The organism is Microbacterium sp. Marseille-Q6648 (genome assembly GCF_943181415.1).
Lineage (GTDB): Bacteria > Actinomycetota > Actinomycetes > Actinomycetales > Microbacteriaceae > Microbacterium.
The window spans coordinates 430,844-457,690 of record NZ_CALPBZ010000001.1; the positions used below are offsets into that span (position 1 = coordinate 430,844).

The 26,847-nt window shown below is 69.3% G+C and carries 25 protein-coding genes and 4 tRNA genes; 9 read left to right on the forward strand and 20 right to left on the reverse strand.

From position 1 onward, the window contains the following. Positions 1-20: 20 nt before the first annotated feature. The 10 genes from secF to pdxS form a co-directional block, all read right to left on the reverse strand. Positions 21-1,010 carry a protein translocase subunit SecF gene (gene secF / locus NFR93_RS02040; RefSeq protein WP_251449665.1) on the reverse strand — a complete coding sequence of 330 codons (990 nt, stop codon included), beginning with the start codon at positions 1,008-1,010 and terminating at the stop codon, positions 21-23. Further along, the gene (secD, locus tag NFR93_RS02045; RefSeq protein WP_251449666.1) at positions 1,010-2,740 is read right to left on the reverse strand and encodes a protein translocase subunit SecD; all 1,731 of its coding nucleotides are present in this window, start codon (positions 2,738-2,740) and stop codon (positions 1,010-1,012) included. The genes secF and secD overlap by 1 nt, the downstream gene beginning before the upstream one ends. Positions 2,741-2,771: 31 nt before the next feature. Then, positions 2,772-3,176, reverse strand: coding sequence for a preprotein translocase subunit YajC (locus NFR93_RS02050; protein WP_251449667.1), 405 nt, complete (start codon positions 3,174-3,176; stop codon positions 2,772-2,774). Between the two features lie 84 nt (positions 3,177-3,260). Continuing rightward, the gene (gene ruvB, locus NFR93_RS02055) at positions 3,261-4,289 is read right to left on the reverse strand and encodes a Holliday junction branch migration DNA helicase RuvB (RefSeq protein ID WP_251449668.1); all 1,029 of its coding nucleotides are present in this window, start codon (positions 4,287-4,289) and stop codon (positions 3,261-3,263) included. Continuing rightward, positions 4,282-4,902: a Holliday junction branch migration protein RuvA gene (gene ruvA / locus NFR93_RS02060; RefSeq protein ID WP_251449669.1), complete on the reverse strand. Its 621-nt coding sequence runs from the start codon at positions 4,900-4,902 to the stop codon at positions 4,282-4,284. Before ruvA ends, ruvB begins: the two co-directional genes overlap by 8 nt. Before the next feature lie 46 nt (positions 4,903-4,948). Then, complete coding sequence (gene ruvC / locus NFR93_RS02065) at positions 4,949-5,521, reverse strand: crossover junction endodeoxyribonuclease RuvC (RefSeq protein ID WP_251449670.1); 573 nt, start codon at positions 5,519-5,521, stop codon at positions 4,949-4,951. A gap of 54 nt (positions 5,522-5,575) precedes the next feature. Next, positions 5,576-6,334: a YebC/PmpR family DNA-binding transcriptional regulator gene (locus NFR93_RS02070; RefSeq protein ID WP_251449671.1), complete on the reverse strand. Its 759-nt coding sequence runs from the start codon at positions 6,332-6,334 to the stop codon at positions 5,576-5,578. 20 nt (positions 6,335-6,354) lie between these two features. Then, a complete protein-coding gene (locus tag NFR93_RS02075) occupies positions 6,355-6,876 on the reverse strand; it encodes a hypothetical protein (protein ID WP_251449672.1) in 522 nt (173 codons plus the stop codon). A gap of 31 nt (positions 6,877-6,907) precedes the next feature. Beyond that, positions 6,908-7,489 carry a pyridoxal 5'-phosphate synthase glutaminase subunit PdxT gene (pdxT, locus tag NFR93_RS02080; RefSeq protein WP_251449673.1) on the reverse strand — a complete coding sequence of 194 codons (582 nt, stop codon included), beginning with the start codon at positions 7,487-7,489 and terminating at the stop codon, positions 6,908-6,910. Between the two features lie 40 nt (positions 7,490-7,529). Then, the gene (gene pdxS, locus NFR93_RS02085; protein WP_251449674.1) at positions 7,530-8,420 is read right to left on the reverse strand and encodes a pyridoxal 5'-phosphate synthase lyase subunit PdxS; all 891 of its coding nucleotides are present in this window, start codon (positions 8,418-8,420) and stop codon (positions 7,530-7,532) included. Between the two features lie 71 nt (positions 8,421-8,491). On the opposite strand from pdxS, the gene NFR93_RS02090 reads away from it, so the two are divergent. Together NFR93_RS02090 and pdxY are read left to right on the forward strand one after the other, a co-directional pair. Further along, positions 8,492-9,838 carry an aminotransferase class I/II-fold pyridoxal phosphate-dependent enzyme gene (locus NFR93_RS02090; protein WP_251449675.1) on the forward strand — a complete coding sequence of 449 codons (1,347 nt, stop codon included), beginning with the start codon at positions 8,492-8,494 and terminating at the stop codon, positions 9,836-9,838. Beyond that, positions 9,835-10,686 (forward strand): pyridoxal kinase PdxY, encoded by an 852-nt coding sequence (gene pdxY, locus NFR93_RS02095; protein ID WP_251449676.1) that lies wholly within the window; start codon positions 9,835-9,837, stop codon positions 10,684-10,686. The genes NFR93_RS02090 and pdxY overlap by 4 nt, the downstream gene beginning before the upstream one ends. On the opposite strand, the gene NFR93_RS02100 is transcribed toward pdxY, so the two are convergent. From NFR93_RS02100 to NFR93_RS02120, 5 genes are all read right to left on the reverse strand, one after another. Next, on the reverse strand, positions 10,687-11,226 hold the full coding sequence (locus NFR93_RS02100; RefSeq protein ID WP_251449677.1) for an HIT family protein: 540 nt from the start codon (positions 11,224-11,226) through the stop codon (positions 10,687-10,689). Next, entirely contained in the window at positions 11,223-13,241 is a 2,019-nt protein-coding gene (gene thrS / locus NFR93_RS02105) for a threonine--tRNA ligase (protein ID WP_251449678.1), read from the reverse strand. Before thrS ends, NFR93_RS02100 begins: the two co-directional genes overlap by 4 nt. 110 nt (positions 13,242-13,351) lie before the next feature. Next, positions 13,352-13,426, reverse strand: a tRNA-Val gene (locus NFR93_RS02110). A 27-nt stretch (positions 13,427-13,453) separates the two neighbouring features. Beyond that, positions 13,454-13,527: transfer RNA gene (locus NFR93_RS02115), tRNA-Cys, on the reverse strand. A gap of 50 nt (positions 13,528-13,577) precedes the next feature. Continuing rightward, a tRNA-Gly gene (locus NFR93_RS02120) sits at positions 13,578-13,650 on the reverse strand. Between the two features lie 156 nt (positions 13,651-13,806). Here NFR93_RS02120 and NFR93_RS02125 point away from each other — a divergent pair. Next, positions 13,807-13,879: transfer RNA gene (locus tag NFR93_RS02125), tRNA-Val, on the forward strand. 11 nt (positions 13,880-13,890) lie between these two features. Here the strand turns inward: NFR93_RS02125 and NFR93_RS02130 are convergent. The 3 genes from NFR93_RS02130 to zapE all read right to left on the reverse strand — a co-directional run bounded on the left by NFR93_RS02130 (position 13,891) and on the right by zapE (position 16,982). Beyond that, the gene (locus tag NFR93_RS02130; RefSeq protein WP_251449679.1) at positions 13,891-14,406 is read right to left on the reverse strand and encodes a type II toxin-antitoxin system PemK/MazF family toxin; all 516 of its coding nucleotides are present in this window, start codon (positions 14,404-14,406) and stop codon (positions 13,891-13,893) included. Between the two features lie 74 nt (positions 14,407-14,480). Continuing rightward, complete coding sequence (locus tag NFR93_RS02135; protein ID WP_251449680.1) at positions 14,481-15,704, reverse strand: ammonium transporter; 1,224 nt, start codon at positions 15,702-15,704, stop codon at positions 14,481-14,483. A 246-nt stretch (positions 15,705-15,950) separates the two neighbouring features. Then, a complete protein-coding gene (zapE, locus tag NFR93_RS02140) occupies positions 15,951-16,982 on the reverse strand; it encodes a cell division protein ZapE (protein WP_251449681.1) in 1,032 nt (343 codons plus the stop codon). A 125-nt stretch (positions 16,983-17,107) separates the two neighbouring features. On the opposite strand from zapE, the gene NFR93_RS02145 reads away from it, so the two are divergent. After that, entirely contained in the window at positions 17,108-17,545 is a 438-nt protein-coding gene (locus NFR93_RS02145) for a SufE family protein (RefSeq protein ID WP_251449682.1), read from the forward strand. Positions 17,546-17,559: 14 nt separating this feature from the next. Here the strand turns inward: NFR93_RS02145 and NFR93_RS02150 are convergent, their stop codons facing one another. Continuing rightward, positions 17,560-18,786, reverse strand: coding sequence for an alpha/beta hydrolase family protein (locus NFR93_RS02150; RefSeq protein WP_251449683.1), 1,227 nt, complete (start codon positions 18,784-18,786; stop codon positions 17,560-17,562). Positions 18,787-18,811: 25 nt separating this feature from the next. Between NFR93_RS02150 and NFR93_RS02155 the strand changes: the two genes are divergently transcribed. The 5 genes from NFR93_RS02155 to NFR93_RS02175 all read left to right on the forward strand — a co-directional run bounded on the left by NFR93_RS02155 (position 18,812) and on the right by NFR93_RS02175 (position 24,886). Further along, the gene (locus tag NFR93_RS02155; protein WP_251449684.1) at positions 18,812-19,399 is read left to right on the forward strand and encodes a DUF3000 family protein; all 588 of its coding nucleotides are present in this window, start codon (positions 18,812-18,814) and stop codon (positions 19,397-19,399) included. Continuing rightward, a complete protein-coding gene (locus NFR93_RS02160) occupies positions 19,392-20,591 on the forward strand; it encodes a ribonuclease D (protein ID WP_251449685.1) in 1,200 nt (399 codons plus the stop codon). The genes NFR93_RS02155 and NFR93_RS02160 overlap by 8 nt, the downstream gene beginning before the upstream one ends. A gap of 73 nt (positions 20,592-20,664) precedes the next feature. Beyond that, positions 20,665-21,870, forward strand: coding sequence for a thiolase family protein (locus tag NFR93_RS02165; protein WP_251449686.1), 1,206 nt, complete (start codon positions 20,665-20,667; stop codon positions 21,868-21,870). A gap of 11 nt (positions 21,871-21,881) precedes the next feature. Then, the gene (locus NFR93_RS02170) at positions 21,882-24,041 is read left to right on the forward strand and encodes a 3-hydroxyacyl-CoA dehydrogenase NAD-binding domain-containing protein (RefSeq protein WP_251451428.1); all 2,160 of its coding nucleotides are present in this window, start codon (positions 21,882-21,884) and stop codon (positions 24,039-24,041) included. Positions 24,042-24,172: 131 nt separating this feature from the next. Then, on the forward strand, positions 24,173-24,886 hold the full coding sequence (locus NFR93_RS02175) for an SPFH domain-containing protein (RefSeq protein ID WP_251449687.1): 714 nt from the start codon (positions 24,173-24,175) through the stop codon (positions 24,884-24,886). A gap of 3 nt (positions 24,887-24,889) precedes the next feature. On the opposite strand, the gene dxs is transcribed toward NFR93_RS02175, so the two are convergent. Beyond that, entirely contained in the window at positions 24,890-26,842 is a 1,953-nt protein-coding gene (gene dxs, locus NFR93_RS02180; protein ID WP_251449688.1) for a 1-deoxy-D-xylulose-5-phosphate synthase, read from the reverse strand. Positions 26,843-26,847: the final 5 nt, after the last annotated feature.

A 26,847-nucleotide genomic window follows, 5' to 3' on the forward strand; every position in this document is an offset into this window, starting at 1 on the left:
CCGCGCGCGGGCGCGTCCGTTCAGGCGGGTTGACCTGCGAGCTCACGGGCGGCGAGCACCCGTGCGTCGCGGGACTTCATCCCCGGCTCGTTCTCACGCAGGAGCGAGTAGAGCGGAGCGGCGACGAAGATCGTCGAATACGCCGCGACGATCGTTCCCACGAAGATCGACAGTGAGATGTCGGTGAGCGTCTGCGCACCGAGCCAGAGAGCGCCGATGAACAGGATCGCGCCGGTGGGGAGCACGGCCACGACGGTCGTGTTGATGGAGCGGACCAGTGTCTGGTTGACGCCGAGGTTCACCGATTCGCCGAACGTGCGTCCCGACACCTCGCCGTCCTCGCTGGTGTTCTCCCTGATCTTGTCGAAGACCACCGTGGTGTCGTACAGCGCGTACGAAAGGATCGTGAGGAACCCGATCACCGCCGCGGGCGAGATCTCGAAGCCGAACAGGGCGTAGATGCCGATGGTGATCACGAGCACGTCGACGAGGCCGATGATCGCGGCGATCGACATCTTCACGGTCCGGAAGTACAGGGCCAGGATCAAGAAGGTGAGGGCCAGGAAGATCGCCAGGCCCCACAGCGACTGCCGGGTGACGTCGGCTCCCCAGCTCGGACCGATGAAGGAATAGCTGACCTCGTCGGCGGAGACGCCGTACGAGTCCGCGAGGACGTTCGAGACCTCACGGCTCTCGGCGTCGGTCATCTGGTCCGTCTGCACGCGGACGGTGTCGTCGCCGACGGTCACCACCTTCGTGGTGGCGCCCGGCACGACGGTGCGGACGGCATCGGTCGCGAGCGCCTGATCGGTGGTCGCCACCCCGCTGACGGTGAACTGCGAGCCGCCGGTGAACTCGATCGAGAACTGGATCGGGCGGAACAGGGGGACGAGGGCGGCACCGATCACGAGGACGGCCGCGATGATGAACCACAGCCGCCGGCGACCCACGAACGGGATCGAGGTCTTGCCGGTGTAGAGGTCGTTGCCGAACTGGCTCATGGAGCGCATCAGTCGTCTCCCTCCTTCGTGGCGGTGCGTGATCGACCGGTGTCGGCGGCAGCCATCTCCGCCTGCTTGCGTTCGGCGATGGTCTGGCGACGCACGGCCTCGCTTCGGGACTTGACCGCGCGGCGACCCGCGCCGGTGTTCGCGGACGCGGCGACGGGGGCGCGGAACTGGGCCCGCCCGCGGTAGACCGCGCCGAGTGCGGCAGGGTCGAGTCCCGAGAGCGGGTGGCCGGATCCGAAGAAGCGGTTTCGGGCGAGCAGCTGCAGCACCGGGTGGGTGAAGAGGATGAAGATCAAGACGTCGATGGCCGTCGTGAGCCCCAGGGTGAAGGCGAAGCCCTTCACCGTGGAGTCGGCCAGGATGTAGAGCACGATGGCGGCCAGGACGTTGATCGACTTCGAGATGTAGATCGTGCGCTTGGCGCGGCCCCAGCCGTCCTCGACGGCGCTGGTGATCGACTTGCCGTCGCGCAGCTCGTCACGGATGCGCTCGAAGTAGACGATGAACGAGTCGGCGGTGAATCCGATCGTCACGATCAAGCCCGCGACGCCGGCCAGTGACAGGCGGAAGCCCATGCGCCACGCCAGGATGCACAGCGTGACGTACGTGAGCACAGCCATCACGCCGAGGGACGCGATGATGATCACGCCGAGGGCGCGGTAGACGGCGAGAGAGTAGATCGCGACGAGCGCGAGACCGATGAGGCCGGCGATGAGGCCGATCTGAAGCTGCTGCGACCCGAGCGTGGCGGAGATCGAGTTCGAGCTCTCGACGGAGAAGCTCAGGGGAAGCGCGCCGTACTTCAGCTGATCGGCGAGGACTTTGGCCGTCTCCTGGGTGAAGCTGCCGGTGATGCTCGGCCGTCCGTCGAGGATCACGCCGTTCATCGACGGGGCGGAGAGCACGGAGCCGTCCAGCACGAAGGCGAACTGGTTCAGGGGCGACTCGGCGCCGTAGAGCCGCTGGCTGATCTGCCCGAAGGTCTCGGTGCCCTCACCGTCGAAGACGAGGTTCACCGCCCAGAGGCCGTTGGTCTGCTGAAGGCCGAACGTCGCATCGTCGATGGACGATCCGTCGAGCTCGACGGGCCCGAGGATGTACTTCACGGTGCCGTCGATGTCGCAGGTAATGAGCGGCTGGTCGGTGGGCGCCGAGGCGGGGTCGTTCGCGGTGTCCGCGCAGTCGTAGGCGAGGAACTCCGCGTAGAGGCGATCGGTGATCCACGAGGGGTCGCTGCCGTTGGTCGGCTCGGCCGTCGGAGTGGCTGCCAGCGACGGATCCGGCGTCGGATACGGCGTGGCCGTCCCATCCTCTCCAACGAAGGTGTTCGCCGGCTGACCGGCGAACAGGACCGCCCGCAGCTGGAGCTGCGCGGACGCCTCGATGCGCTGCCGCGTCTGCTCGTCGGCCTGACCGGGGATCTGCACGACGATGTTCTGTCCGCCCTCGGTCGTGACGTCGGCTTCGCCGACGCCCGACGCATCCACGCGCTGACGGATGATCGTCACCGCCTGGCTCATCTGCTCGGCGGAGGGGCTTGCGCCGTCCTCGGTCTGCGCCTGCAGGATGATCTGCGTTCCGCCCTGCAGGTCGAGGGCGAGCTCGGGCTGCCAGGAGCTCTCCTGGAAGACGTGCACGCCCAGCGCATTGATGCCGAAGAGGACGGCGGTGATCGTCAGAAGTCCGGTGAGTGCACGCCAGGCGTGCCGGACGGGGGTGGATGTCGCCACGGATCAGCTCTCTCGGGGCCCCTTCGGGCGGTCAGACGTTGGGCTTGCGGTCCGCGTCGGTGTCGGGCTCGATCGGGCCGGCGTCATCTGCAGCGATCTCGTCGGCCGGCTCGGCCGCCAGCGGCTCGGCGACGGTGTCGGCGTCTGTGCCGCTCACGATGCGCAGGATCGCCTGGCTGTGGACCTTGATGTCGACGCCCGGCGCGATCTCGACGATCGCGGGCTGGTCGAGGTTCTCGGGGTCGTAGGAGACGATCGTGCCGTACAGACCGCCCTGCAGCAGGACCTCGGCGCCGGGGACCGTCTGGCGCGCGCGCTCCTCCTGCTCGAGCTTCTGCTTCTGCATCCGCCGGCGCGAGCTCCAGAACATGAACACCAGGAGGACGACGAGGAGGAGGATGAGGCCGTAGTTGGCGAAGAATTCGGCGAAGCTCATGGAGGTGGGGGCACCTTTCGGTTCCGGCTCGCGCCAGAGCGGCACTGCCTGTGCAGGAGGGGGTCAGGCGAAAGCCTCCAGCGATTATAGGTCATCGATCTCCAGCACCGACTCCGCCGGGGCCGCGCCGAGGTGCTGATATGCCTCGCGTGTGGCCACGCGGCCCCGCGGCGTGCGGCCCATGAACCCGATCCGCACGAGGTAGGGCTCCACCACCGATTCGATGGTCTCGGCCTCTTCGCCCACCGTCACCGCGAGGGTGCTCAATCCCACCGGGCCGCCGCGGAAGCGCCGCACGAGGGCCTCCAGCACCGCCCGGTCGAGGCGGTCCAGGCCGATCGCGTCGACGTCGTACAGGTCGAGGGCGGCATCCACCGTCGCCGGGTCGGCGTCGCGCCCGTCTCCGTGGACGATGGTGTAGTCGCGGACGCGGCGGAGCAGGCGGTTGGCGATGCGGGGCGTACCCCTCGAACGGCGGGCGATCTCGCTGCGGGCGATCGGCGGAAGGCCCACCCCCAGCATCATCGCCGACCTCTCGATGACGCGTTCCAACTCCGCCGGTTCGTAGTACTCCAGATGCGCGGTGAAGCCGAAGCGGTCCCGCAACGGGTTCGGCAGCAGCCCGGAGCGCGTCGTGGCGCCGACCAGGGTGAACGGCGCGAGATCCAGCGGGATGCTGGTGGCGCCGGCTCCCTTGCCCACCATGATGTCGATGCGGAAATCCTCCATCGCCAGGTACAGCATCTCCTCGGCCGAGCGGGCCATGCGATGCACCTCGTCGATGAAGAGGACCTCTCCGGGCGTCAGGCTCGACAGCAGCGCGGCCAGGTCGCCGGCGTGCTGGATCGCGGGCCCGCTGGAGAGCCGCAGTGGCCGTCCGCTCTCGTGAGCCACGATCATGGCCAAGGTGGTCTTGCCGAGTCCGGGGGGTCCGGACAGCAGGATGTGGTCGGCGGGACGCTGCTGGATGCGCGCGGCATCGAGCAGCAGCTGCAGCTGCCCGCGAACCTTCTGCTGCCCGACGAACTCCGACAGCGAGGCGGGGCGGAGCGCCCCCTCGATCGCGAGTTCCGTGTCGTCCACCGGCTCGGCGGTGTCGCGGAGCTCATCCACCGACCGGCTCCTTCCGCGCGGGGCCGAGCTCGGCGAGGGTCATCCGCAGGAGCACCGGCACCGAGCCGCGGTCCGCGGGGCCCGCGGTCTCGAGGACGCCGGCGACGGCCTCGACGGCCACACGCTCCGACCAGCCGAGGCCCGCCAGCGCGGCCACGACCTGAGCCGACACGTCGGGGGGCGTGACGGCGTCGACGGCACCGGAACGTGCGCGTGCGGCGAGCTTGCCGGCGAGCTGGACGACGATGAGCTTGGCGGTCTTCGGTCCGATGCCCGACACACGGCGGAACGGCGCGTCGTCGTCGTTCGCCACGGCGTCGGCGATCTGGTCGACCGAGAGCGAGGCGAGCACGCCGAGCGCGGACTTGGGCCCGACACCGGTGACGCCCAGGAGCAGGGAGAACACCTCGAGCTCGTCACGGGTGTCGAAGCCGAAGAGCGAGAGAGAGTCCTCGCGGACGATGAGCGTCGTGTGCAGCATCGCCGTCTCGCCCGTCCGGAGGGCGCGCGAGACCTGGGGCGTCACGGCCACCGAGAGTCCCACGCCCCCGACGTCGATGACGACGGCGTCGGAGCCGATGTGGAGCACGGGGCCGCGGACGGACGAGATCATGAAGCGAGCCTAAACGCCGATTCGGAGCTATGTTCGAGCGACACGCTCAGCGCCGTGACACGCGCTCGGCGTCCGCCCACGCGCGCTGGGCGGGCGTGAGCGCACCCGTCGGGGCCGCCGACGGACCGGCCCCGCGCCATGCATGGCACAGCGCCAGCGCCAGCGCGTCGGCGGCGTCGGCCGGGGTGGGCAGGGAATCCAGCCGGAGCACCCGCGCGACCATCTGCTGGACCTGGCGCTTGTCCGCAGCCCCGTAGCCGGTGATGGCGGCCTTGACCTCGGTGGGCGTGTGGGTCGCGGCCGGGATGCCGCGCTCGCCCGCCACGAGGAGGGCGACGCCGCTGGCCTGGGCGGTGCCCATGACACTGTGGCGGTTGTGCTGCGAGAACACGCGCTCGACAGCGATCACGTGCGGGTCGTGCTCGTCGATGACGGCGCGGATGCCCGCCGCGATCGTGGCCAGACGCGTCTCGATCGCCGCGTCGGGCGACGAGCGCACCACGCCCACATGGACGAGCACCGCCGACCGGTCGGGGGCGACATCCACCACGCCGACTCCGCACCGCGTGAGGCCCGGATCGATGCCGAGGACGCGCTGCACACGTCGGAGGGAGGTCATGGCCCCACCGTAGGCGGCGTGCCGACCGGATGCCGCCAGGCGCGCCCCGCCGGCCTACTCGTCGGTCTCCAGCTCGGACTGGACCTCGGCGGACAGGTCGAAGTTCGAGTAGACGTTCTGCACGTCGTCGCTGTCTTCGAGTGCGTCGATCAGGCGGAAGATCTTGCGCGCCGTGTCGGCGTCGATGTCGACCTTGAGGTTCGGGACGAACTCGACGTCGGCGGACTCGTAGTCGATTCCGGCATCCTGCAGGGCCGATCGCACCGTCACCAGGTCGCCCGCCTCGGTGATCACCTCGAACCCCTGGGCGTGCGGCTCCACCTCCTCGGCGCCGGCCTCGAGGACGGTCATCATCACATCGTCCTCGGTCGTGCCCTCGCCCGAGACGACGATGACGCCCTTCCGGGTGAAGTTGTACGCGACGCTCCCCGGATCCGCGAGGTTGCCGCCGTTGCGGCTGAGGGCCGTCCTCACCTCTGCTGCGGCGCGGTTCTTGTTGTCGGTCAGACACTCGATCATGAGGGCAACTCCGCCCGGACCGTAGCCCTCGTACATGATCGAGGTGTACTCCACCGCCTCGCCGCCGATGCCGGCGCCGCGCTTGATGGCGCGATCGATGTTGTCGTTGGGGACCGACGTCTTCTTCGCCTTCTGGACGGCATCGTACAGCGTCGGGTTGCCCGCGAGGTCGGCGCCGCCGATCTTGGCGGCGACTTCGATGTTCTTGATGAGCTTGGCGAACGACTTGGCACGACGCGCGTCGATGACGGCCTTCTTGTGCTTGGTCGTCGCCCACTTGGAGTGGCCGGACATGATTTCCAGTCTATGCGGCGTCAGAGGGCGAACTCGAAGCCGAACCGCGACGACAGCAGCGCGACCAGATCGCGCGGGATCTTCGCGATGTACGCCGGTGCGGGTGCGAGCGTCGTGGGTCCGCCGATGAAGGGGAAGTAGACGGGCCCGTCGGTGTCCGCCTCGATCCGATCGCGGATGGCGACGATGTCGCCGCCGATGCGCCGCAGCGCCGCCAGCGTGATGGGCGAGGCGAGCCGGAGGGTGTCACTCACCGGCATCCGCCAGTGCGCCATCGTCTCACCGTGCCGCGCGCGCTCCTCTTCGCCGAGCGGACCGAGGATGCGGCCCCACGCCGCGATACCGGGGCTCGCGAGTGTGCGGTCCCAGACGAAGAGGGTGTCGCCGGGGGCGGTGCATCCGACGAGCTCGTGCGACCACTCGAACCGGCGCACGGGCGCGGCCTTCGGGGCGACCAGAGCGTCCCCGACGATCCCGCGGGACGGCGCGATCATCCAGTAGCGCTCCTCGGGGTGGTCCCGCCACCACTCGTTGATCGTCATGTATGCAACCTAGCGGCACCGCGTCGCGCGCTCAGGATGCGCGCACGGTGTCGACGAAGAGCTGGTGGAATCGGCTCTCTCCGCTCACTTCGGGGTGGAACGATGTGGCGAGCAGCGCACCCTGCCGCACCGCCACCACTCCCCCGTCGTCCAGCCGCGCCAGCACCTCGACATCGTGGCCCGTCTGCGTGACCAGCGGCGCTCGGATGAAGGCGGCGTGCACCGGGAGGTCGCCGAGCACGGGGACGTCGAGGTCGGTCTCGAACGAGTCCGACTGGCTGCCGAAGGCGTTGCGGCGGACCGTGATATCCAGGCCTCCGAACGTCTCCTGCCCGACGATGCCGTCCGTGATGCGGTCGGCCAGGAGGATCATGCCCGCGCACGTGCCGTACACCGGCATCCCGGACGAGATCGCTTCCCGGATCGGATGCTGCATGCCGAAGGCCCGCGAGAGCTTGTCGATCACGCTGGACTCACCGCCCGGGAGCACGAGACCCCGCACGGACCCCAGCTCATCGGGACGACGCACCGCCACCGCCTCGACCCCGAGGGCGGTCAGCACCCGCAGATGCTCGCGCACATCCCCCTGGAGGGCCAGGACGCCGATCCTCATCGCGCTTCGCGCCCCGAGGGACGGGGTCGCACGGGTCCTGTCACCAGCCGCGCTCGGCGAGGCGATGCGGGGCCGGGAGGTCGGCGACGTTGATGCCGACCATCGCCTCGCCGAGGCCTCGCGAGACCTCCGCGATCACCTTCGCGTCGTCGTAGAACGTCGTCGCCTTCACGATCGCCGCGGCGCGCTGCGCGGGGTTCCCCGACTTGAAGATCCCCGAGCCGACGAAGACGCCGTCGGCGCCCATCTGCATCATCATCGCGGCGTCGGCGGGCGTGGCCACACCTCCCGCGACGAAGAGGACGACGGGCAGCGCGCCGGTCTCGGCGACCTCGGCGACCAGCTCGTACGGCGCCTGCAGCTCCTTGGCCGCGACGTAGAGCTCATCCTTGGTCATCGAGCGGAGCATGTTGATCTCGCCGGTGATCTTGCGGATGTGCTTGGTGGCCTCGGACACGTCGCCGGTGCCGGCCTCTCCCTTGGAGCGGATCATCGCCGCGCCCTCGTTGATGCGGCGCAACGCCTCTCCGAGGTTGGTCGCCCCGCAGACGAACGGCACCGTGAAGCCCCACTTGTCGATGTGGTTCACGTAGTCGGCGGGAGAGAGGACCTCGGACTCGTCGATGTAGTCGACGCCGAGTTCCTGCAGCACCTGGGCCTCGACGAAGTGCCCGATGCGCGCCTTGGCCATGACCGGGATCGAGACGGCCTCGATGATGCTGTCGATCATGTCCGGGTCGCTCATCCGCGACACGCCGCCCTGCGCCCGGATGTCGGCGGGCACCCGCTCGAGGGCCATGACGGCCACGGCGCCGGCGTCCTCGGCGATCTTGGCCTGATCGGCGGTGACGACGTCCATGATGACGCCGCCTTTCAGCATCTCGGCGAGGCCGCGCTTGACGCGCGAAGAACCGGTGGCGGCAGTGGACATGCAATGCTCCTTGTTTGACCTAGGCCAAAAGATAGCATGTGGGGCACGTAAGCTCGCGCACGGGAGGTGCCATGACGTCGCATGACGACATCGCCGGCTCATCGGCATCCGAGATCGCGGAGAGCATCCGCGAGCTGCGCGACCGCGGGATGCTGCGGCCCGGCGACGTGCTCCCGTCGGTGCGGGCGCTCGCCGAACGCCTGAGCGTGAACCGCAACACCGTCGTCGCCGCGTACCGCCACCTCGCCCAGGCGGGATTCGTCACGTCCCGCGGCCGGGGTGGAACCCGGATCGCCGATCCCGACCCGATCGCCCAGGAGGGGTACGCACCCGACACGGTCCTGCGCGACGTGGGCACCGGCAATCCCGATCCGGAACTGATCCCGGATCCGTCGCGCGCGCTCGCGAGCATGGCCGGCAGACCCGTGCTGTACGGCGAGCCGATCATCGATCGCGACCTGGAGCAGTGGGCCCACGCCTGGATGCGCGAAGCGGTGGACCACGCGCACGAGCTGCGCCTGACCGTCACCAGCGGGGCGTCCGACGCGATCGAGCGGCTGCTGGCCCAGGCGCTCACCCGCGATGACGCGGTCGCGCTGGAGGACCCGTGCTTCCTGTCCAGCATGAACATCGTCCGGCAGGGCGGATACCGCCCCGTCGCGATCCCGGTGGATGCCGAGGGCATGACCGTCGCGGGACTGCGTGCGGCGCTCGCCGGTGGTGTGCGCGCCGTCGTCTGCACGCCGCGGGCCCAGAACCCGACCGGCGCGAGCCTGAGCGAGGAGCGCGCGCGGGACCTCCGCGCCGAACTGGCCTCGCACCCCTACGTCCTCGTCATCGAGGACGATCACTTCTCGATGCTGTCGTCTCAGCCCTACCGGTCCGTGATCGGCCCGGGTCACCGACGGTGGGCTCTGGTCCGCTCGGTGTCGAAGTTCCTCGGTCCCGACATGTGCCTGGCTGTCACCGCGTCCGACCCCGTCACCGCGGAGCGGCTCGCCATGCGGCTGAGCCCCGGCACGACCTGGGTCAGTCACCTGCTGCAGCGGCTGGTGCACGCGCTCGCCACCGACGAGGACGTCGTTTCCGGCATCCGTCGCGCGGCGGCGCACTACGCGGACCGCAACGCACGGGTCGCCCGCTCCCTCACCGCGCTGGGCCTGCCCACGACGGCGGGCGACGGACTCAGTCTGTGGGTACCGCTGCCGGTCGCGGGGAGCGCGGTCGTCCCCCACCTGATGCGGCGGGGATGGCTCGCTCGCGCGGGCGACGACTTCGTCCTCTCGGACGGCGCAGGCGCCCGACATCTGCGCCTCACCGTGCATGACCTCGATGACGCAGACGGCGATCGGCTCGCCTCCGACGTGCTGGCTGCGGTCCGGTCCGCGCACGGCTCCCATGGGATGATCGATCGGTGAAGATCCTCTCGATCCAGTCCGCGGTCGCTTACGGCCACGTCGGCAACTCCGCGTCGGTGTTCCCCCTGCAGCGCATCGGCGTCGAGGTGCTGCCGGTCTACACCGTGAACTTCTCCAATCACACCGGATACGGGGCCTGGCGCGGACCGCTCATCGATCCGGAGGACGTCCATCAGGTCATCCTCGGAATCGAGGAGCGCGGTGTCCTGCCGCACATCGACGCCGTGCTGTCGGGCTACCAGGGCGGCGAGGGCATCGCCGACGTCATCCTCGACGCGGTCCGCCGGGTCAAGTCGGCCAATCCCGCCGCCGTCTACGCGTGCGACCCGGTCATGGGCAACGCGACCTCGGGCTGCTTCGTCGCACCGGCCATCCCCGATCTTCTCCGCGATCGCGTCGTGCCTGCCGCCGACATCATCACGCCCAATCAGTTCGAGCTCGGCTATCTCACCGGGACGACACCCGACACGCTCGAATCGACCCTGCGCGCCGTGGATGCGGTTCGCGCCACGGGACCGCGCACGGTGCTGGTGACCAGTGTCGCGCGTCCGGACGCTCCCGAGGGCACGATCGAGATGCTGGTCGTCGACGACGCCGGATCATGGATCGTCGCGACGCCCCGCCTGCCGCTGAAGGCGAACGGGTCCGGGGACGTCACCGCGGCGCTGTTCACCGCGCACTACCGGCGTACCGGGGACGCTGGGCTCGCACTCGCGCGGACCACCTCGAGCGTGTTCGATCTGCTGCAGACGACGCTGGATTCCGGCGAACGCGAACTCCAGCTCGTGGAGTCGCAGCAGCACTACGCCGAGCCGCGTATGCAGTTCGAGGTTCGTCGAATCGGCTGATCACGCCGGCCACGCGGCCGCGACGGCGTCGCGCACGTCGCCGAGCAGCTGCGGGAGCGCCTTGGTCTTGGCGATGATGGGGAAGAAGTTCGCGTCCGCCGACCATCGTGGCACCACGTGCTGGTGCAGATGCTCGTCGACGCCCGCACCGGCCACGGCGCCCTGGTTCATCCCGATGTTGAACCCGTCGCACCGCGACACCTGCCGCAGCACGCGCATGCCGACCTGCGTGAGGATGCCGATCTCGGCGGCCTCCTCCTCTGTCGCCTGATCGTATGTGGCGATGTGCCGGTACGGGCACACCAGCAGGTGGCCCGAGTTGTACGGGAAGAGGTTGAGCAGGACGTAGGCGGTCCGGCCGCGGGCGACGATGAGCCCGTCCTCGTCCGTCTTGTCGGGCGCGGCGCAGAAGGGGCACGACTCGCGCAGGACTTCGGGACCCGCCGCGATGTAGGCCATGCGGTGGGGTGTCCACAGGCGCTGGAAGCCGTCGGGAACGCCGGCGAGCTCCGACGCGGATTCCAGGGATCCGTCGCTCACGGCAGGTCTTCCGCCGAGTCGACCAGCGTGCGCGCGGCGATCGCCGAGCGGATGCGCTCCACCGCGTCCGCGACGGGCACGCCGTTGAGCTGCGTGCCGTCACGGAAGCGGAACGACACCGTTCCCGCTGCTCGATCCTGCTCCCCCGCGATGAGCATCAGCGGAACCTTCTGAGTGGTGTGGGTGCGGATCTTCTTCTGCATGCGGTCGGCGCTGTGATCCATCTCGGCGCGCACGTCCGCGCTCTTCAGGCGGGCGATGACGCCGCCGAGGTAGTCGGCGTACTCGTCGGCGACCGGGATGCCCATCACCTGCACCGGCGACAGCCACACGGGGAACGCACCGGCGTAATGCTCGAGCAGGATCGCGAAGAAGCGCTCGATCGATCCGAAGAGCGCACGGTGGATCATCACCGGCCGGTGCTTCTCGCCGTCCGGGCCGGTGTACTCGAGTTCGAATCGCTCGGGCTGATTGAAGTCGAGCTGGATGGTCGACATCTGCCAGGTGCGGCCGATGGCGTCCCGTGCCTGCACGGAGATCTTGGGGCCGTAGAAGGCGGCGCCGCCCGGATCGGGCACGAGCTCGAGGCCCGAGGCCACCGCCACTTCCCGCAGCGTCTCCGTCGCCCGGTCCCAGAGCTCGTCGGGCCCGAGGAACTTGGGGTTCCCGTCCTCCTTCGTCGACAGCTCCAGGTAGAAGTCGTTCAGACCGTAGTCGCGCAGCGTCTGCAGTACGAACTCCAGGCTGTGCGTGAGCTCGTCCTTCACCTGCTCGGCTGTGACGTAGATGTGCGTGTCGTCCTGCGTCATCCCCCGCACGCGGGTGAGCCCCGCCAGCGTGCCGCTCTTCTCGTAGCGGTACACCGAACCGAACTCGCTCAGCCGGAGGGGCAGCTCGCGGTAGCTGCGCCCGCGGGAGCGGAAGATGAGGTTGTGGAACGGGCAGTTCATGGGCTTCAGGTAGTACTCCTGGCCCTCGCGTGTGACATGCCCGTCGTCGCCGACGAGTTCGTCGAGCACCATCGGGGGGTACATGCCGTCGGCGTACCACTGCAGGTGCCCGCTCGTCATGAACAGGTCGCCCTTGGTGATGTGCGGGGTGTTGACGACGTCATAGCCGTTGCGCAGCAGCTGCTCGCGCATGTAGCGCTCGATCTCGTAGCGGATGATCCCGCCCTTGGGGTGGAACACCGACAGCCCCGGGCCGATCTCGTCGGGGAACGAGAACAGGTCCAGCTCCCTGCCGAGCTTCCGGTGGTCCCGCTTGGCAGCCTCTTCGAGTCGGTGCTGATAGGCCCGCAGCTCGTCCTTCGTCGGCCAGGCGGTGCCGTAGATCCGCTGCAGCTGCGGGTTCTTCTCGCTTCCGCGCCAGTACGCTCCGGCCACGCGCGTCAGATCCCAGCCGTTGCCGACCATGCGGGTGCTGGGCACGTGCGGCCCGCGGCACAGGTCCTTCCAGGCGGTCTCGCCATCCCGCGTGACGTTGTCGTAGATCGTCAGCTCGCCGGCGCCGACTTCGACCGAGGCGCCCTCCGTCGCCGCCGCACCGCCCTTCAGGCCGATCAACTCGAGCTTGAAGGGCTCGTCCACCAGCTCGGCCCGAGCCTCCTCGTCCGTGACGACGCGGCGGACGAACCGCTGGCCCTCGCGGACGATGCGCTCCATCTCCTTCTTGATCGCCTTGAGGTCCTCCGGAGTGAAGGGCTCGGTGATCCCGAAGTCGTAGTAGAAGCCGTTCTCGACCGGCGGGCCGATGCCGAGATTCGCCTGGGGCTTGACGCGCTGCACGGCCTGGGCGAGGACGTGCGCGGTGGAATGGCGGAGGATGTCGAGTCCGTCACGGCTGTCCACGGCCACCGGCTCCACGACGTCGGCGGCGTCGACGACGGTCGCGAGGTCGCGCAGGTCGCCGTTGACGCGCAGCGCTACGACCGATCGATCGGGGAAGAGTGCGAAACCGTCGGCGGGGAACGTCACGTCCGACGGGATGGCGGGGTTGGTCAAGGGACTCTCCATCCTGAGGCTCCGTCAAGGCTATCCGGTGCCGCGGCGGGCTTCGCGCACGCGCCGCGCCGGCGGGGGGGAGCGGAGAAAGCGAAAACCCCCGGCGAGCCGGGGGTTTCAGGTGGTGGGCGATACTGGGATCGAACCAGTGACCTCTTCCGTGTCAGGGAAGCGCGCTACCGCTGCGCCAATCGCCCGAGTCGTGCTCCGGTCGGGACCGGGAGTGGAGGTGGCGACGGGATTCGAACCCGTGTAAACGGCTTTGCAGGCCGGTGCCTAGCCGCTCGGCCACGCCACCGTGTGTGGTTCGACCCACGTGTTGGTGATTCCGTAGAATCCCCGCACTCGAGCGGATGACGAGACTCGAACTCGCGACCCTCACCTTGGCAAGGTGATGCGCTACCAACTGCGCTACATCCGCATTTCGTTCCCGGGGCTTTCGCGCCGGGCACTTGTATGACTTTAGCCGATCACCCGCGTCACGCAAAACCGACGTCGCCCCGCGCGTGTCCGCCGGAATGGTCCTCTTCCCGTCGCGCCATCCGGTAGGATCGAAACTCGTTCCCCTCGGGAGCACGGGCGATTGGCGCAGTTGGTAGCGCGCTTCCTTCACACGGAAGAGGTCATCAGTTCGAGTCTGGTATCGCCCACCGTTTCATCCTCAGCCCCTCCCCTGCGGCATCCAGCCGTAGCGACGACGCAGCGCGTCCGCGACCCGCCCGAACCTCGGGAGGTCCAAGGCGGCGGCTTCGCGCCGCAACCCGCGTTCATGGACGCTGTACACCCGATCGATGTCGACCCACGAGGGGCGTCCCTGGGCGTCCCATGACCCCGACCCGATGGCCAGGAAGTCGCGGTCTCCGTCGCGCGATCTGCTCGTGAGCCGGACGGCGTACACACGCGCCTCGGTATGGCGGCCGATGACGAGGACGGGGCGGTCCTTTCCTCGCCCGTCGTTCTCGGCATAGGGAACCCACGTCCAGACGATCTCGCCCGCATCCGGGGCGCCGTCCGCATCGGGGGCGTATGCGAGCCGCAGCTCCGAGGGAGCGGGCGGCTCCACCTCGACGGTGACCTCCCCGCTGGTGCGACCCGAGGCGGGCGGAGCCTCGGCGACAGGCCGGCCGGGACGGACGATGCGCTGCAGCAGCGTCGAGATCAGGGTGCGTGCTCTCACGTTGGCCACCCTAGCCCGCAGACGGCGATGGGCGCCCCGGCCGAAGCCGGAGCGCCCATCGGTCGAGTGCAGGATCAGACGCGCTCGTCGAGGAGGTAGCCCTCTTCGCCGTGCACGACCGTGTCGACTCCGGCGAGCTCGTCCTCGTTCTTGATGCGGAATCCGAGCGTCTTCTGGATCGCGAACCCGATGAGGAGGGCGACCACGAAGGAGTAGATCAGGACGCCGAGCGCGGCGACGAGCTGCGAGATCAGCTGGCCGATGCCGCCACCGAGGAACAGGCCGGTCTCGGTGGCGAAGAAGCCGAGGTACAGCGTGCCGAGCAGGCCGCCGACGAGGTGGATTCCGACCACGTCGAGCGAGTCGTCGTAGCCGAGCTTCCACTTCAGCTCGATCGCCAGGGCGCACAGGGCGCCCGAGAGCACACCGAGCAGCAGTGCCCATCCGGGTGTCAGGTTTGCGCAGGCCGGGGTGATGGCGACGAGGCCGGCGACGGCGCCCGAAGCGGCGCCGACCGACGTGGCCTTGCCGTCCTTGAGCTTCTCGACGATGAGCCAGCCGAGGATCGCCGCAGCCGTGGCGCCGAGGGTGTTGACCACGATCAGACCCGCGCCGGTGTTCTCCTCGCCGAGGAGGCCGAACGTGCCCTCGGCACCGGCGTTGAACCCGAACCACCCGAACCAGAGGATGGACGCGCCCAGCAGCGTCAGCGGGACGTTGTGGGGCTTCTGGATGCCCTTCTGGAAGCCGATGCGCTTTCCGAGGACGAGAGCAAGGGCGAGCGCTGCCGCCCCGGCGTTGATGTGCACCGCGGTGCCGCCGGCGTAGTCGATGACGCCCGGAAGACCGGTGTTGTCACCCCAGTTGAAGATCCAGCCGTCGCCCCACACCCACGCCGCGACGGGGAAGTAGACGATCGTGGCCCAGAGGCCGGCGAACAGCATCCACGATCCGAACTTGGCCCGGTCCGCGATCGAGCCCGAGATGAGCGCGACGGTGATGATGGCGAAGGTGGCGCCGAAGGTCGCGCCGACGAGTGTGGCGCTGTCAGCCCCGGCGAGACCGAAGTCCGAGAAGGGGTTGCCGGAGAAGGCGAACGTGCCGCCTCCCAGGCTCATGTTGAAGCCGTACAGGATCCACAGCACGCTGATCAGACCCAGGGCCCCGAAGCTCATCATCATCATGCTGACGACGCTCTTCGCCTTCACCAGGCCTCCGTAGAAGAAGGCCACGCCCGGGGTCATGAACAGCACCAACGCGGTTGCTGTGATCGACCACGCGAAATTTCCGCTATCCATGAGATTCCTCATCCATGTGTCGTGTTACTCGAGGCGCCGAAGCAGCAGCTGTGTCGGGTTGCGGCTGTCCGGGCGATGCCCAGTGTGGCGAGCCGCGGTTTCGAGCGGGGGGCGAGTCGTGTTTCGCGGTCGTTACGTCACCGGGCGTCGCGTAAACATCACGTTTCGCGCAAGCGGGAACGCGCCGCGAGATCGACGCCGTCGGGCGGGCCGGGGCGGCGAGGACGATAGAGACAGCTGCGTGCGTCAGGCCAGGGTGGATGCGACGAGGCGCGACACGGCCCGGAGATACTTCTTGCGATAGCCGCCGGCGAGCATCTCATCGGGGAACACGGTGTCGAGCGTGGCGCCGGTCGCCCGGATCGGCAGCTGCGCGTCGTACACGCGGTCGATGAACGCGACGAAGCGCAGGGCGGACGATTGATCGCTGAGAACCGTGACGTCCCGAAGCCCCACCGTGTCCACTCCCTCGATCAGGCGGATGTAGCGCGACGGATGGACGCGGGCGAGGTGGGTGATCAGGTCACCGAAGGCGTCGTCGCTCACGACGCTCGCGCGCGCCGCCTCTGCGACGGCGTCCTCGTACTCGGACGGGGTCAGGGTCACGGCGTGTCCGTCCACCGCCCGGTGGCGGTAGTCGGTGCCGTCGATGCGGATGGTCTGGAAGCTCTCTGCCATCGCGTGGATCTCGCGCAGGAAGTCCTGCGCGGCGAAACGACCCTCGCCGAGCGCGTTCGGCGGGGTGTTCGAGGTGGCCGCCAGCTTGGTGCCGGTGGCGACGAGCTCCCCGAGCAGACGGGTCATGACCATCGTGTCGCCCGGGTCGTCGAGTTCGAACTCGTCGATGCACAGCAGGTCGGCACCCTTGAACAGCTCCACGGTGTTCTTGTAGCCGAGCGCACCAACCAGCGCCGTGTACTCGATGAAGGATCCGAAGTACTTCCGCCGCGCAGCCGTGGCGTGGTAGACGGCGGCGAGGAGGTGGGTCTTGCCGACTCCGAATCCGCCGTCGAGGTAGACACCGGGCTTCTGCTGCTCCCGCTTGGCGCGACGGAAGAAGCCGCCGCGCGCCGACGCCGGACCGCCCCCCGCGAACGCGACGAGCACATCCTTGGCCTGCTGCTGCGACGGGTACTCGGGATCGGCTCGATAGGACTCGAACGTCGCGTCCTCGAACTGCGGGGGCGGAGTGAGGGCGGCGACCATGTCGGCCCCGGCGAGATCGGGCGACCGCTCGGCGAGGTGGACGATCCCGGTGCGGGCGGCGGCGTGGGTCATGGCGTTCCTGGAAGGCATGGTGCGGGCGACAGCGGACCCGCCGACACTCCGGCCGGAGCGACGCGACCAGCCTATGTCGTCCTGCGCGGATGCCGGCGCCGCGGTCGCGGCCTCATGATGGACCGGTGACCGCATCCGAGACCCCTCCCCCGGCGCTCGCCGAGATCCGCGACGACTTCCTCGCACTGCCCGAGCCCGAGCGCCTGCAGCTGCTCGCGGAGTTCGCACGTGAGCTGCCCCCGGTGCCCACCGTGTACGACGCGCATCCGGACATGTTCGAACGGGTCTCGGAGTGCCAGTCCCCCGTGTACGTCCTCGTCGACGTCGACCCGGAGGGCACGGTCGCCGTGTATGCGACGGCGCCGCCCGAGGCACCCACGACGCGTGGCTTCGCCAGCATCCTCTGTCAAGGGGTCACCGGGCTCAGCGTCGAGGCGGTCCTGGCCATCCCCGACGACTTCCCGCAGTCGATCGGGCTCTCCCGCGCGGTCTCGCCGCTGCGACTTGCCGGCATGTCCGGCATGCTCCGGCGGGTCAAGCGGCGGGTGCGCGAGCGTCGCTGATTGCGCGGAGCTCGTCAGGGCGTGGGGGACGTGCGACCGGCCTCGTCGCCGAGACCGCGCTCCAGCAGCCAGCCGGTGATGCTCCGCGTCCACCGGTCCTGGTCGTAGTTCCAGAGCTTGGTGTGTCGCGCGACGTCGAAGACGCGCATCTCGACGAGATCGGGGCGCGCCACGACCAGGTCATGGGAGGCGTCCGAAGGCACGAATCCGTCATCGTCGCTGTGCAGGATGAGAATCGGATGCCGCAGCTCAGCGGCGCGCGACACGATGTCGAGCCGCTCGAACGGAATGGGCGCTCCCGCTCTGATCAGCGGGGTCGCCCACCGCGACCGAAGCGCGCGCACGGCCAGGCGGGCCACGGCCGGCGACACGCCGCGCAGGCCCGCCTGGTAGTCCAGCACGATGCGCCAGTCGATGACGGGGCTGTCGAGGATGACACCGGCGATCATGCCTCGGTGCGCCGAGTGCAGCGACAGCTGCAGGGCGATGGCGCCCCCCATCGACCAGCCCATCAGGATGATCCGTCGGGCACCGCGCCGACGTGCGAAGCCGACGGCGGCGTCGACGTCGCGCCATTCGGTCGCCCCGAGCGTGTACGTGCCTTCGCGGCTGCGCGGCGCCTCGCCGTCGTTGCGATACGACACCAGGAGCGACGTGATTCCGAGCCCGTGGAAGACGGGCACGGCACGCAGGCACTCGGCGCGGGTCGTGCCCCGGCCGTGGATCTGGATCACCCACACGTCGCCGTCGCCGGCGGGGAAGAGCCACGCGGGACACGGGCCGACCGCGGATCCGACGAGCTCCGGCGAGTACGGCAGGTGCAGCTGCTCGGGATGGTCGAAGTACCAGCCGCTGAAGGCCGCCTCCGCCGCCAGACGCGCCGCAGGGGGCACATGGGTCAGCAGTTTGCGGGTGACTCCCTCGTCGTCCTCCGCCAGCACGGAGCCGAGCTTGAGATAGTCCATCGTGCCGTCGGTGAACAGGCCGTAGCGTCCCGGCAGCGCGGTGTCGGGCGTCCGCGACAGCGTGATCGTCTGCGCGGCGGTGTCCAGCGCCAGGATGCGGACGTCGGCGAGGCGCCTCGCGGGCGTCACGACGGTGCGCGCCATCCTGAGGGACGCGAGGCCGAGAAGGGCCAGAGTGGTCGTCAGTGCCGCGGTCAGCACGGTGATCGCGGCTCGGAGGCCCGCGATCAATGCGAGGGATGCACCGGTTCCCGCGGCGCGCCTGGAGTCGACCATCGAGGCCCCACTCTAGTCTGTCCGGGTGGCTGACCAACGTCCTCCCGAGACGTCGTCCCCGTTCGCGACTGCGGCAGACGACGTCCGTGCCATGCGGTTCCGGGACGACCTGAGCGTCCGCGAGATCGCCGCTCCCGGCGGGCTGGCGCCCGACGCCCTCGCCCTGGCTGCAGATGTGCGCCCGGACGACGACGGCGAGTCGGCCTACGGCACCGGTCGGTTCATCCTCCTGCACGACGCCTCCGAACCGAGCCCGTGGGACGGTCCGTGGCGGATCGTCTGCTTCGCCCAGGCCCCGCTCGAGCCGGACCTCGGCATCGACCCGCTCGTCGCCGACGTCGCCTGGTCCTGGCTGACCGACGCCCTCCGTTCACGCGGGGCAGCGCACCATTCGTCTTCGGGCACGGCCACCAAGACCCTGTCGAAGGGCTTCGGGACGCTGGCCGGAGAAGGCGAAGGCGCTCAGATCGAACTTCGCGCGTCGTGGTCTCCCGAGGGCCCCTTGGAACCGCATGTGGAAGCATGGACCGAACTGGTGTGCATGCTCGCAGGGCTGCCGCCCGGATCGGAAGGGATTGCGATGTTCGGTTCGCGCAGGTCGCCTCGTGGCTGACTACACGGTGATCACCGATGCGCACGGGCTCGGCGTCGCGGCTGCACTGCTCGCGGGCGGTGAGGGGCTGGTGGCCGTGGACGTGGAGCGGGCGTCGGGTTTCCGCTACTCGCAGCGGGCCTACCTGATCCAGGTCTTCCGCCGCGGCGCGGGCGTGTTCCTCTTCGACCCCCCGCCCATCGGCGACTTCGGGCCGCTGCAGACGGCGATCGGCGGGGAGGAGTGGGTTCTCCACGCGGCGAGCCAGGACCTTCCGTCCTTGCGGGAACTCGGGCTCGAGCCCCGCGTGATGTTCGACACCGAGCTGGCCGCCCGCCTGCTGGGGCACGCGCGCGTCGGTTTGGGTGCGGTCGTCGAAGACACCCTGGGCATCGCGCTCGCGAAGGCGCATTCGGCGGCCGACTGGTCGACGCGGCCGCTCCCGCAGTCGTGGTTGGAGTACGCCGCGCTCGACGTGCTGCACCTCGTCGACGTGCGCGACGTCCTGCACGGCGAGCTCGAGGAGCAGGGCAAGACCGAGTTCGCCGCGCAAGAGTTCGCCGCGGTGCTCGAACGGCGCCCGAAGGCGCCGCGCGAGGAGCCGTGGCGACGGCTGAGCGGGCTGCACACGGTGCGTGGCCGCAGATCGCTCGCGGTCGCACGCGAACTGTGGACCGCGCGCGAGGAGTACGCGCAGGAGCAGGACGTCGCGCCGGGGCGCCTCGTGCCCGATCGCGCACTGGTGGCGGCCATCATGGCCGATCCGCAGACCAAGCAGGCGCTGGCGGGCTTGAAGGAGTTCACCGGAAGAGCCAGCCGCAGCCAGATCGACCGCTGGTGGAGCGCGATCCAGGCGGGCCGGGCTGCGACGGAGCTGCCCACTGATCGCGCGCGCGGCGGCGACACACTGCCCCCACCGCGGGCGTGGGCCGATCGCAATCCCGAAGCCGACGCTCGGCTCAAAGCGGCCCGTCCGGTGGTCGAGGCGCGTGCGGACGATCTGGGCATGCCCACCGAGAACCTTCTCACCCCGGAGCTGCTGCGGCGCGTGGCCTGGTCGCCGCCGGAGGACGTGTCCCCCGAGACCATCGGCGAGGCTCTCCGCGATCTCGGCGCGCGCGAGTGGCAGATTGAACAGACCGCACAGGGTATCGCCGATGCCTTTGTCACTTCCGTGCAAGAGCCCGGGAGCGTCGCGGAAGTGGCTTCGTAGGTTCGCACCAACCGATTCCCCGCCGCCGAGGGCGCCTCCATAGTCTTGCGACATCCCAACCATTGGAGGCAGAGTGGCCGAGATTTCGGACGTCTTCTTCGTCGACGGAATGCGCACCCCGTTCGGGCGCGCCGGCGAAAAGGGCATGTACTGGAACACCCGATCCGACGACCTCGCGGTCAAGGCGACGATCGGTCTGATGGAGCGCAATGCCGCCGTTCCGAAGGACCGCATCGATGACGTCGCCATCGCGGCGACCTCGCAGACCGGCGATCAGGGCCTCACGCTCGGGCGCAGCGTCGCCATCCTCGCCGGGCTGCCGCAGACCGTCCCCGGCTTCGCGATCGACCGGATGTGCGCCGGCGCCATGACGAGCGTCACCACGATGGCCGGTTCGATCGGCATGGGGATGTACGACGTCGCCCTCGCCGGTGGCGTCGAGCACATGGGACACCACCCGATCGGCGGCAATGCCGACCCCAACCCGCGGTTCGTCGCAGAGAAGATGGTCGATCCCGGTGCCCTCAACATGGGCGTCACGGCCGAGCGGATCTTCGACCGCTTTCCGCATCTGACGAAGGAGCGCTCCGATCGCTTCGGAATGCTCAGTCAGCATCGCGCCCAGGCCGCCTACGAGGCCGGGAAGTTCCAGCCGGATCTCGTTCCGGTCGCGGTCAAGGACGCCGAGGGCGCATGGGGTCTGGCCACGGAGGACGAAGGTCGACGTCCCCAGACGACCATGGCCGACCTGGCCGCGCTGAAGACGCCCTTCCGTCCCCACGGCCGCGTGACCGCGGGGACGTCCTCGCCGCTCACGGACGGCGCCACGATGAGCCTGCTCGCGGGCGGCGGAGCGGTGAAGGAGCTCGGGCTCGCGCCCAAGATGCGCCTGGTCTCGTTCGCCTTCGCCGGGGTCCAGCCCGAGATCATGGGCATCGGTCCCATTCCCTCGACCGAGAAGGCGCTGCGGCGCGCGAACCTCACGATCGACGACATCGGCCTGTTCGAACTCAATGAGGCCTTCGCGATCCAGGTCATCTCGCTGCTCGACCACTTCGGAATCGCCGACGACGACCCTCGGGTCAACCAGTGGGGCGGGGCGATCGCCCTCGGACATCCGCTCGCGGCATCCGGTGTGCGCCTGATGATCCAGCTCGCCGCCCAGTTCGCCGAGCGACCCGACGTGAGGTACGGCCTCACGGCGATGTGCGTCGGGCTCGGACAGGGCGGTTCCGTCATCTGGGAGAACCCGCACTACGACGGCAAGAAGAAGAAGTGAGCCAGACGACCATGACGAAGACGCACTCCTCCCCCTACGCCGCCATCGACTTCTCCCCCCTTCGCGCGCTGACGGACGGAGAGGTCGTCACGCATTCGCGCGTGCGCGACATCACCCTTCCGTCAGGGAAGGTCCTGGCGCTGATCACGCTCGACAACGGTCGCGACCACACGCGGCCGAACACGCTGGGTCCGGCGACCCTGTTCGAGCTCGGCGACACCCTCGACGCCCTCGCCGGACGGGCGGCCGCGGGGCAGATCCACGCTGTGGCGGTGACCGGCAAGCAGTACATCCTGGCCGCCGGAGCCGATCTGTCGGACATCTCGCGCGTCGGATCCCGAGACAACGCGAAGCTGATCGCCCAGCTCGGTCACCACGTGCTGGGCAAGCTCTCAGAGCTCGGCGTGCCGTCGTTCACGTTCGTCAACGGTCTCGCCCTCGGCGGGGGGCTCGAGATCGCACTCAACTCGACGTACCGCACCCTGGACGCCTCGGCAGCCGCGATCGCCCTTCCCGAAGTGTTCCTGGGCATCATCCCCGGGTGGGGCGGGGCCTACCTGCTGCCCAATCTGATCGGCATCGAGAACGCCCTGGACGTCGTCATCTCCAACCCGCTCAAGCAGAACCGCATGCTCAAGCCCCCGCAGGCCCTCGAGCTCGGGGTCGTGGACGCGATGTTCCCGGCCGCCACCTTCCTCGAGGACTCGCTGCGCTGGGCGGACGGCGTCCTCGACGGCCGCACGAAGGTGGACCGCCGGAACGAGCCCGGGCGCATCGAGCGCCTCACCAAGTGGCCGATCGCCATCAAGATGGCCCGCGCGATGCTCGAATCCAAGATCGGCACGGTCCCGAGGTCGCCCTACGTCGCGCTCGAGCTGCTCGACAAGGCGCGGGGCGGCAGCAAGGCTGAGGGTTTCGCCCGCGAGGACGACGCGCTGGCCGACCTGGTCACGGGCGATCAGTTCGCCGCATCGATGTACGCCTTCGACCTCGTGCAGAAGCGCGCCAAGCGACCCGTGGGTGCCCCTGACAAGGAGCTGGCGAGGAAGGTGACCAAGGTCGGCATCGTCGGCGCCGGTCTCATGGCCAGCCAGCTCGCGCTCCTGTTCGTCCGCAAGCTCCAGGTGCCGGTGCTGATCACCGACCTCGACCAGGCGCGGGTCGACAAGGGCGTGGCGCACATCCGCGACGAGATCGGAGCGCTCGAGGCCAAGGGCCGCGTGGACGCGGACACCGCCAACCGACTGCGGGCTCTGGTGACGGGCACCACGGACAAGAGCCTCTACGCCGACTGCGACTTCGTGATCGAGGCCGTCTTCGAAGAGGTCGGTGTGAAGCAGGCCGTGTTCGGCGAGATCGAGCAGATCGTCGCCGAGGACGCCATCCTCGCCACGAACACCTCGTCGCTCTCGGTCGAGGAGATCGGGGCGCGGCTGGCACACCCCGAGCGCCTGGTCGGCTTCCACTTCTTCAACCCCGTCGCCGTCATGCCGCTGATCGAGATCGTCAAGACCGCTCAGACCTCGGATGCCGCGCTGTCGACCGCCTTCGTGGTCGCGAAGAACCTGGGAAAGAGCGCGGTCCTCACCGCCGACGCACCCGGCTTCGTCGTCAATCGACTGCTGGCGAAGGTCATGGGGGAAGCCGCGCGGGCGGTCTACGAGGGCGCCGACATCGTCGACGTCGAGAAGGCCTTCGCTCCGGTGGGCCTGCCGATGGGCCCTTTCCAGCTCATCGATCTCGTGGGGTGGAAGGTCGCCGCGCACGTGCAGGACACCATGGCGACCGCATTCCCGGACCGCTTCTACGCCAACGACAACTTCCACCGGCTGGCCGAGCTGGATCAGGTCGTGGAGAAGGACAAGGGCGGGCGCGTCACCGGGTGGACGAAGGCCGCCGAGAAGGTGCTCAAGCCCGAAGTCGGCCGCTCCCCCGCCTCCGCCGAGGAGATCCTTCGCCGCGTGCAGGACGGGCTCGCGCACGAGATCCGTATCATGCTCGACGAGGGCGTCGTCCCCGAGGTCGAGGACGTGGATCTGTGCCTGATCCTCGGCGCGGGCTGGCCGTTCATCGACGGCGGCGCGTCCCCGTACCTCGATCGGGAAGGCGCGTCCGAGCGTGTCTTCGGCGCCACGTTCCACCAGCCGCCCATCACGGGTACCGGCAGCTGACACCCCTCCCCCCGTCGGGGGAACGCTCGCGGTCCGGTCGATGAAATCTCACCGATCGGACCGCGGCAGGTGCGGCGGGGACGTCGGGGCGCGGCATCCTGGATTCGTCGGATCGACGGATCGGAGTCGCGGTGCTGGAAGCGATCACGGGGATGTTCAGCGGCAGTGCGCTGAGCATCCTCATCAAGTCGAGCGGTGCGGCGCTGACCCTCCTGGTGGTCGTGCCTGCGCTGATGAAGCTCTTCCTCGTGACCGTCGACGAGGGTTCCGCGGCGATCCGGACGCGCAACGGCAAGCCCATCATCCGTCGCGCCTCACGCTCCCGCGGGGACGGGCGCGGCGAGGTGGTGGTGCTCAGGCCGGGCACCCATGGGGCGTTCCCCATCTTCCTCTGGTACCGCATGGTGGACGTCCGCGCCCGGTCCACCGATCTGCCCGCCCGCACCCTCACCGGCGCCGACGGTCACCAGCACGTGGTGCACGCCTCCTTCGATTGGCGACCCTTCGTGACCGGGCACGACCTGCGCGTTCTGGAACTCGACGTCGTCGACGTACGCGAGCGCGCGGGAAACATCGTCGGCGCAGCGCTGCGCGACCGGGTCCACCGCCTCGCGGGCCCCGTCCTCCCCGCCAACCATGAACTGTCGCCCGAACTGGTGTCGGCGTGCGCGTCCGAGGTCCGGGAGCAGTGCGGCGTCGAGCTGCTCGCGGTCCTGGTCACCGGGGACGCGCTCACGGACGGCTTCCTTCTCTCGCAGGCGCTGCGCAGTCCCGACCCGACCGCACACGATCGATGGGATGCCGCGTCCGCGGTCTATGCCGATCGGCTCACCTCGGTCGGCTGACCCTCACTGCGGCCGTGTGGCGGACCACTCCCGCAACGACGACAGCTCCTGGTCAGCGGCACGTGCGACCGGGATCCTCGTGCCGAGCACCTGCGAGACGACGTCCTGAGCGATCTTCGCGGGCGTGAGGCCCGCATCGTCGAGGATCTGCTCGCGGCTCGCATGATCGATGAAGGCGTCGGGGACGCCCAGTTCGTCCACCGCGGTGTCGACGCCGGCCTCGCGAAGCACCTGCCGCACACGCGTGCCGATACCCCCGACGCGGATGCCGTCCTCGATCGTGATCACGAGGCGGTGGGCGGCGGCCAGCTCGACGATCGAGGGCTGCACCGGGATCACCCAGCGCGGGTCGACGACGGTGGCGCCGATGCCCTGGGCCCGGAGGCGCTGCGCTACGTCGACCGCGGTGTGAGCCATCGGGCCGATCCCGACGATGAGCACGTCCTGGGCGTCGGAGCGCACGAGCACATCCACGCCGTCCTCCAGGCGCTCCAGGGCGGGCAGCGTCGGGCTCACCGCGCCCTTGGGGAAGCGCAGCACAGTGGGGGCGTCCGACACCTCGACCGCCTCGGACAGCTCCTCCCGGAGCCGCTCGGCGTCGCGGGGAACCGCGATGCGGATGTGGGGGACGATCTGCAGCATCGCGAGGTCCCAGATGCCGTGATGGCTCGGACCGTCGGGGCCCGTCACCCCCGCGCGATCGAGGACGAACGTCACACCGGCACGGTGCAGCGCCACATCCATCAGGACCTGGTCGAACGCCCGGTTCATGAACGTCGCATAGATCGCCACGACCGGATGAAGCCCGCCGAAGGCCAGACCGGCGGCCGAGGTCACCGCGTGCTGCTCGGCGATGCCGACGTCGTACACCCGGTCCGGGAACCGCTGTGCGAACGGAAGGAGTCCGGTGGGCCGGAGCATTGCGGCCGTCATCGCGATGACGTCGCGACGTTCCTCTCCGACGGTCACGAGCTGCTCGGCGAAGACCTCCGTCCACGCGGGGCCCGAGGCCGAACCCGAGATGGTCTGTCCGGTCGCGGGATCGATCCGCCCGACGGCGTGGAACTGGTCGGCCTCGTCGTCGCGCGCCGGCTGGTAGCCCCTGCCCTTCTCGGTGATGGCATGGACGATCACGGGAGCCCCATAGGACTTGGCCAGCTCGAGCGTTTCGATCAGCACGCCGAGGTCGTGGCCGTCGACCGGGCCGAGGTACTTGATGTCGAGGTTCGAGTACAGGTCCGCGTTGTTGGTGAAGCGGGACAGGAAGCCGTGCGTTCCGCCGCGGACCCCGCGGTAGACCGCCCGGCCGACCGGACCGAGCTTGCGGAAGAAGGTGTCCGAGCCCCGGCGGAGGTTCCGGTAGGTGTCGGCGGTGCGCACCCGGTTGAGGTACCTGGCCATGCCGCCGATCGTCGGTGCGTAGGAGCGCCCGTTGTCGTTGACGACGATGACCAGGTTGCGGTCGTTGTCGTCGCTGATGTTGTTGAGCGCCTCCCAGGTCATGCCTCCCGTCAGGGAGCCGTCGCCGACCACGGCCACGACATGGCGGTCGCGTCGACCGGTGAGGGTCAGCGCCCGGGAGACACCGTCGGCCCAGCTGAGCGAGCTCGACGCGTGGGAGGACTCCACGACGTCGTGCTCGCTCTCCGCGCGCTGGGGGTACCCCGCGAGCCCCCCGCGGCTGCGGAGCCCGGAGAAGTCCTGCCGGCCGGTCAGAAGCTTGTGGACGTAGGACTGGTGCCCGGTGTCGAAGATGAGCGGGTCGTGAGGCGAGTCGAAGACCCGGTGCAGGGCGATGGTGAGTTCGACGACGCCCAGATTCGGTCCGAGATGGCCCCCGGTCTGCGAGACGTTGTCGACGAGGAACGAGCGGATCTCCGACGCGAGCTCCCCGAGCTGCTCGGTGCTGAGCGCGTCGAGGTCGCGAGGTCCTGAGATGCGGGCGAGAAGCGACATCCGCT

Excerpts from the sequence above, each read along its gene's own strand:
- NFR93_RS02070 (WP_251449671.1), bottom strand. The coding sequence starts at position 6,334 with ATGTCCGGCCACTCCAAGTGGGCGACGACCAAGCACAAGAAGGCCGTC.
- ruvC (WP_251449670.1), bottom strand. The coding sequence starts at position 5,521 with ATGACCTCCCTCCGACGTGTGCAGCGCGTCCTCGGCATCGATCCGGGC.
- NFR93_RS02090 (WP_251449675.1), top strand. The coding sequence starts at position 8,492 with ATGACGTCGCATGACGACATCGCCGGCTCATCGGCATCCGAGATCGCG.
- ruvA (WP_251449669.1), bottom strand. The coding sequence starts at position 4,902 with ATGATCTCGTCCGTCCGCGGCCCCGTGCTCCACATCGGCTCCGACGCC.
- thrS (WP_251449678.1), bottom strand. The coding sequence starts at position 13,241 with ATGGAGAGTCCCTTGACCAACCCCGCCATCCCGTCGGACGTGACGTTC.
- NFR93_RS02050 (WP_251449667.1), bottom strand. The coding sequence starts at position 3,176 with ATGAGCTTCGCCGAATTCTTCGCCAACTACGGCCTCATCCTCCTCCTC.
- NFR93_RS02075 (WP_251449672.1), bottom strand. The coding sequence starts at position 6,876 with ATGACGATCAACGAGTGGTGGCGGGACCACCCCGAGGAGCGCTACTGG.
- pdxS (WP_251449674.1), bottom strand. The coding sequence starts at position 8,420 with ATGTCCACTGCCGCCACCGGTTCTTCGCGCGTCAAGCGCGGCCTCGCC.
- NFR93_RS02135 (WP_251449680.1), bottom strand. The coding sequence starts at position 15,704 with ATGGATAGCGGAAATTTCGCGTGGTCGATCACAGCAACCGCGTTGGTG.
- pdxT (WP_251449673.1), bottom strand. The coding sequence starts at position 7,489 with ATGAGGATCGGCGTCCTGGCCCTCCAGGGGGATGTGCGCGAGCATCTG.
- dxs (WP_251449688.1), bottom strand. The coding sequence starts at position 26,842 with ATGTCGCTTCTCGCCCGCATCTCAGGACCTCGCGACCTCGACGCGCTC.
- NFR93_RS02170 (WP_251451428.1), top strand. The coding sequence starts at position 21,882 with ATGACGAAGACGCACTCCTCCCCCTACGCCGCCATCGACTTCTCCCCC.
- zapE (WP_251449681.1), bottom strand. The coding sequence starts at position 16,982 with ATGACCCACGCCGCCGCCCGCACCGGGATCGTCCACCTCGCCGAGCGG.
- NFR93_RS02150 (WP_251449683.1), bottom strand. The coding sequence starts at position 18,786 with ATGGTCGACTCCAGGCGCGCCGCGGGAACCGGTGCATCCCTCGCATTG.
- secF (WP_251449665.1), bottom strand. The coding sequence starts at position 1,010 with ATGCGCTCCATGAGCCAGTTCGGCAACGACCTCTACACCGGCAAGACC.